This window comes from Marinobacter sp. (assembly GCF_052091845.1).
In the GTDB taxonomy this organism is placed as follows: domain Bacteria; phylum Pseudomonadota; class Gammaproteobacteria; order Pseudomonadales; family Oleiphilaceae; genus Marinobacter.
Genome location: NZ_JBQDCO010000090.1, coordinates 1 through 4,209, shown reverse-complemented (window position 1 = coordinate 4,209; position 4,209 = coordinate 1). Strand labels below are relative to the sequence as shown.

Sequence of the window (4,209 nt, the reverse complement as noted above, 5' to 3'; positions counted from 1 at the left end):
ACCTCATAGCCATCCATTTCCGGCATCATGATATCAAGCAGGACAACTTCAGGCTGATGGCGACGAGCAAGATCCAGCGCCTTCTCGCCTTCATTGGCAATCAGCAGTCGGTAGCCTTGGTCTTTCAGTGTCTCATAGAGAACTTTCAGGTTCTGTGGATTGTCATCCACGAGCAGAACCGTAACCTCTGAATTTTCGCTGACAACTTCAGTCATATAGTAAAAGGCCGGTCAAAAAGATAACCGCATAATGCCGACAGGATTACCGCGCGTCGATAAGGTTCTTTACGGACAGCACCATGCGAACCAGGTGTGCCAATGAATGGGTACCCATCTTATGCATTACTCGGGAACGGTGAATCTCTACGGTGCGCTGACTAATCTCCAGCTCGATAGCGATTACCTTGTTGGCCTGGCCTTCTATCATGCGATCCATGATCTCGTGTTCACGAGGGGTCAGGCTTTTGATCCGGCGAATAATCTCCTGTTTTTCATCAAGGGTTTTGCGCTGTTCCAGATCCTGCTCCAGCGCAGCTTCGATTTTCTCAAGCAGCGCCTCCTCGCGGTATGGCTTCTGAATAAAGTCCACAGCGCCTTCTTTCATGGCGTCTACGGCCATGGGCACATCGCCATGCCCGGTCACAAAAATGATCGGCAGAATAGAGTGCTTCTCGTTCAGCTTTTTCTGCAACTCCATGCCGTCCATGCCCGGCATGCGAATATCCAGCACAATGCACCCGGCCATAGTTTCGGAGTAATCCTTGAGAAATACCGCTGCGCTCTCATAGGTTTTGACCGTTTTTTCGTCAGACCTCAATAACAGCTCCAGTGAGTCACGAACTGCCTCGTCGTCCTCTACCACGTACACAGTTTGCTGGATATCAGTCATGGGTGTGCTCTCTCCTGTCTGTTTTATTTTGGCCGCTATTCAGTGAATTGACGGATCTTTCTGATCGTCCTTGGCGTGTTCTTGGCGCTCGTGCTCACGCATTTTCTCAAGCCGCTGCTGGATAATGCCAAAAACGCTCTGTTTCGGATAGTTGCCTTTGCTGTCTGCCTTACCGGCTGACTTGCCCAAAAGCAAAGTTACGGCCTCCTCAACACTCGAAACCGCGTACACGGAAAACCGGCTTTCCCGTACAGCTTGAACCACTTCGCTGTCGAGCATGAGGTTCTGCACATTATTGGCCGGCACAATCGCGCCTTGGGTACCCGTTAGCCCACCCTTAAGCTGACAGGTGGCAAAGAAGCCTTCAACTTTTTCGTTAACCCCGCCAATAGGCTGCACCTCGCCAAACTGGTTAACAGAACCCGTAATGGCCAGTTCCTGCCGCACAGGAATACCCGAAATCGAGGATATCAGCGCGCAGAGCTCTGCCAACGAGGCACTATCACCGTCCACCTCACCATAGTTCTGCTCAAATGTTAGGCTCGCAGACAAGTGCATCGGATCGTTCACAGCAAAGTGAGACGCAAGCCAAGAGCTAAGAATCATCACGCCCTTGGAGTGAATGTTGCCTCCCAGTTTCACATCCCGCTCAATATCCATAATCCCGCCGTCTCCATAATAGCAGGTGGCGGTTACTCGGTTGGATAAACCAAACTCAAACCCGCCGGTGGACAGCACAGACAGCGCATTAACCTGACCAACAACCGAGCCTTGCGTCGACACCAACGTGGAGCCATCGCGGATTGAATCATAAAATTGATCGCGAATCCGGCTGCTTCGGTATTTGGCACTTTCCAACGCCCTCTCCACATGAATATCCTGAATCAATTTAGCGCCGGCCTGCCGTGCCCAGTAGTCCGATTCCCGGAGCAAATTGGCAATATTAGCCGCGTGCAACGAGAGTCTGTCCTGGTGCTCTGCCATACGGGCACTGTACTCAATGACTCTTGCCACCGCTTTGTTTGAGCAATGCAGCAGGCTCTTTTCTTTAACCACGCTGGCAATAAACTTAGCGTACATCACCTGGCTGTCTTCCGAACGGTACATCTCATTCTCGAAGTCCGCCGTAACGCGAAACAGCTCGGCAAACTCAGGATCGTAATCCTGTAGCAACATCCAGGTTTCACGATCACCGAACAGCACGAGCTTCACATCCAGCGGCACACCCTGGGGCTCAATCGAGATAGTCCCTGACAGGGTCAGTTCCCGCTCAAGGGAATTGATCTGAATGGATCTGGCGCGCAGGGCCCGCTTCAACCCATCCCAAACAAAAGGCTGCTCCAGCATCTTGATGGCATCCATCAACAAATAGCCACCGTTGGCACGGTGCAGGCTGCCCGCACGAATCAGAGAAAAATCAGTGAATACTGTGCCCTTGTAGGTGACATTCTCCACGTATCCAAACAGATTGTGATAAGTCGGGTTGTCTTCCACCACCATGGGAACTTCGTTGGTCTTCTGGTGTACCAGCACGTTGACGAGATAACGACGCGGCATTTTCTTATCCAACGACGCATAGGCAATGGCTGCCTGCTCTTCGTTGTCATCAAGAAAAATCTCTAAATTCTCAACCAAATCCGCCCGCACAGCTTCAAAGTAGCCAACCACATCTGGAAGATTCTTGTAGCTTTCAATCAGCGCATCAATCTGGTGGCCAGATATACCTTCCAGAGTTTCCTTATTCAGCGCTTGTTGCTTGTCGGCATACTCCTGCTCCCAGTCCGCCAATTTGCGTAGCGCTTGACGAAGCTTTTTCTCAAGCTTGTTGATCGAATCTTCATATTTGTCACGCTGAGCGTCCGTTAGTGCCTTGAACGTCTCTGCGGTATGAGGCTTATCACCCTTCATCGCCACCAGTCGGTAACCGCCGGGAGTCGTAATATTCAGGCTGACTTTCTTTCGGCGCGCCTGTGCGGCCACTTTTTCAAGCTCATCTTCCTGCTTCTTCCCATACTCTTCTTTCAACTGCTCGGAGCGCTCCAAAAAGCTGTCACTGTCGAAGGTCTGAGGAATAACTTTCACCAGCCGGCTCATGAGCTTTTCCATATCCTGCTTCAGCCGCACTCCCTTACCCGCTGGCAATTGAAGCAACTTGGGAACCCGTGGTTCCTCAAAGTCAGCCACATAACACCAGTCATGGCTTTGCTGCTTAGTATCCAGGTGATGCTCCAAGTAACGCAGCATCATCGTGCGTTTGCCCAGACCGTTACGCCCTACGGCATACACGTTATAGCCACCATGGGGCATAGCCAGCGCAAAGCGTACCGCTTCCTGGGCGCGATTCTGGCCTACAATTTCAGCCAGAGGCTCCAGTTGTCTGGTGGATTTGAACGGCAGTTCTTTCAGAACACAGGCTTTGTACAGCTGGGGCAGAGACAGTGGCTTCAAGGTTGGGTCCTGTAACAGTTGACTCATTGGCCGGTCATTGTAGGTTCTGCGAACCCGTCTGTCGCGCTCACAGGAAAGAATTGTAGCAAACGCTCCGGGAAGGCCTTCTTTGTGATCAACCTCACACTTTTTCGCCCCCTCGTTGTTCTCATCCATACCCGAACACTACACTTAACCTTCCGACAATGTCTTTTTGACTTTATAGTCGGCAATAACAATTACAAAATACGCAATGGATGCCTGCCTATGATGAGTGATTCCGCAGATCGCAGGATCAAGGATCGCTATCCGGCCTCCTGCCTGAGAGTGCAGATACGCGAGCGCAGGTTGCTCCGCTGCGGCAAGAACCCAGCGCAAGTTACCTGTCTTGATCTGAACCGTTACGGCATGGCTGTACTAAGTCCTCGGCCCATAGAGCCAGGCACGCGCCTGCTTATGGATTTTGAAGGCAAGTACATCAATGAGTCGAAGGTTTGCGCCCGAGTGGTGGAGTGCCTTCCCTTTCAGGCTGGCTACCGGATAAGCGTGCAGTTCAGTTACTGCCTCAATAAAAAGGGATATTCCAGAACGGTAGATAACGCCCTGTCGCGCATCGAAGGTTTTTATAATCGTTTCGCCAGCTAGCTCGCCTCAGAACAGCCCTGCATCCAGGCTGGCTGCAACATACATCCCCAGCTCACGGCATTGCCCTTCAAACTCATCTCGATATTCGCCCCGACATACCAGTGGCTCCTGAACAGCTTTCCAGCGCAACCCGGTGGTAATGCTTTCGATAGCGCGTTGGGTGCCAGTGCCGTCGTGACCCGCTCGAATGTAAAAAGCAAATGGAAGGCCTTGGGTTTTCTCCAGGCAGGGATAATAACTGCGATCGAA

Annotated in this window: 4 protein-coding genes and 1 pseudogene; 1 reads left to right on the top strand and 4 read right to left on the bottom strand. The window is 51.7% G+C overall.

Annotated features, from left to right (window positions below; genetic code table 11):
* From ACTHYN_RS16205 to ACTHYN_RS16195, 3 genes are all read right to left on the bottom strand, one after another.
* Nucleotides 1-215 (bottom strand): response regulator (locus ACTHYN_RS16205; protein WP_441813436.1); only part of this gene is annotated, 215 nt, incomplete at its 3' end.
* A 46-nt stretch (nt 216-261) separates the two neighbouring features.
* Complete coding sequence (fixJ, locus tag ACTHYN_RS16200) at nt 262-888, bottom strand: response regulator FixJ (RefSeq protein ID WP_441810068.1); 627 nt, start codon at nt 886-888, stop codon at nt 262-264.
* 39 nt (nt 889-927) lie between these two features.
* On the bottom strand, nt 928-3,363 hold the full coding sequence (locus tag ACTHYN_RS16195) for a Lon protease family protein (protein ID WP_441813435.1): 2,436 nt from the start codon (nt 3,361-3,363) through the stop codon (nt 928-930).
* Between the two features lie 219 nt (nt 3,364-3,582).
* On the opposite strand from ACTHYN_RS16195, the gene ACTHYN_RS16190 reads away from it, so the two are divergent.
* Entirely contained in the window at nt 3,583-3,960 is a 378-nt protein-coding gene (locus tag ACTHYN_RS16190) for a PilZ domain-containing protein (RefSeq protein WP_441810067.1), read from the top strand.
* A 6-nt stretch (nt 3,961-3,966) separates the two neighbouring features.
* Here ACTHYN_RS16190 and ACTHYN_RS16185 read toward each other — a convergent pair.
* Nucleotides 3,967-4,209: pseudogene (locus ACTHYN_RS16185) on the bottom strand (flavodoxin family protein); the annotation flags it as partial.

Excerpts from the sequence above, each read along its gene's own strand:
- fixJ (WP_441810068.1), bottom strand. The coding sequence starts at position 888 with ATGACTGATATCCAGCAAACTGTGTACGTGGTAGAGGACGACGAGGCA.
- ACTHYN_RS16195 (WP_441813435.1), bottom strand. The coding sequence starts at position 3,363 with ATGAGTCAACTGTTACAGGACCCAACCTTGAAGCCACTGTCTCTGCCC.
- ACTHYN_RS16190 (WP_441810067.1), top strand. The coding sequence starts at position 3,583 with ATGATGAGTGATTCCGCAGATCGCAGGATCAAGGATCGCTATCCGGCC.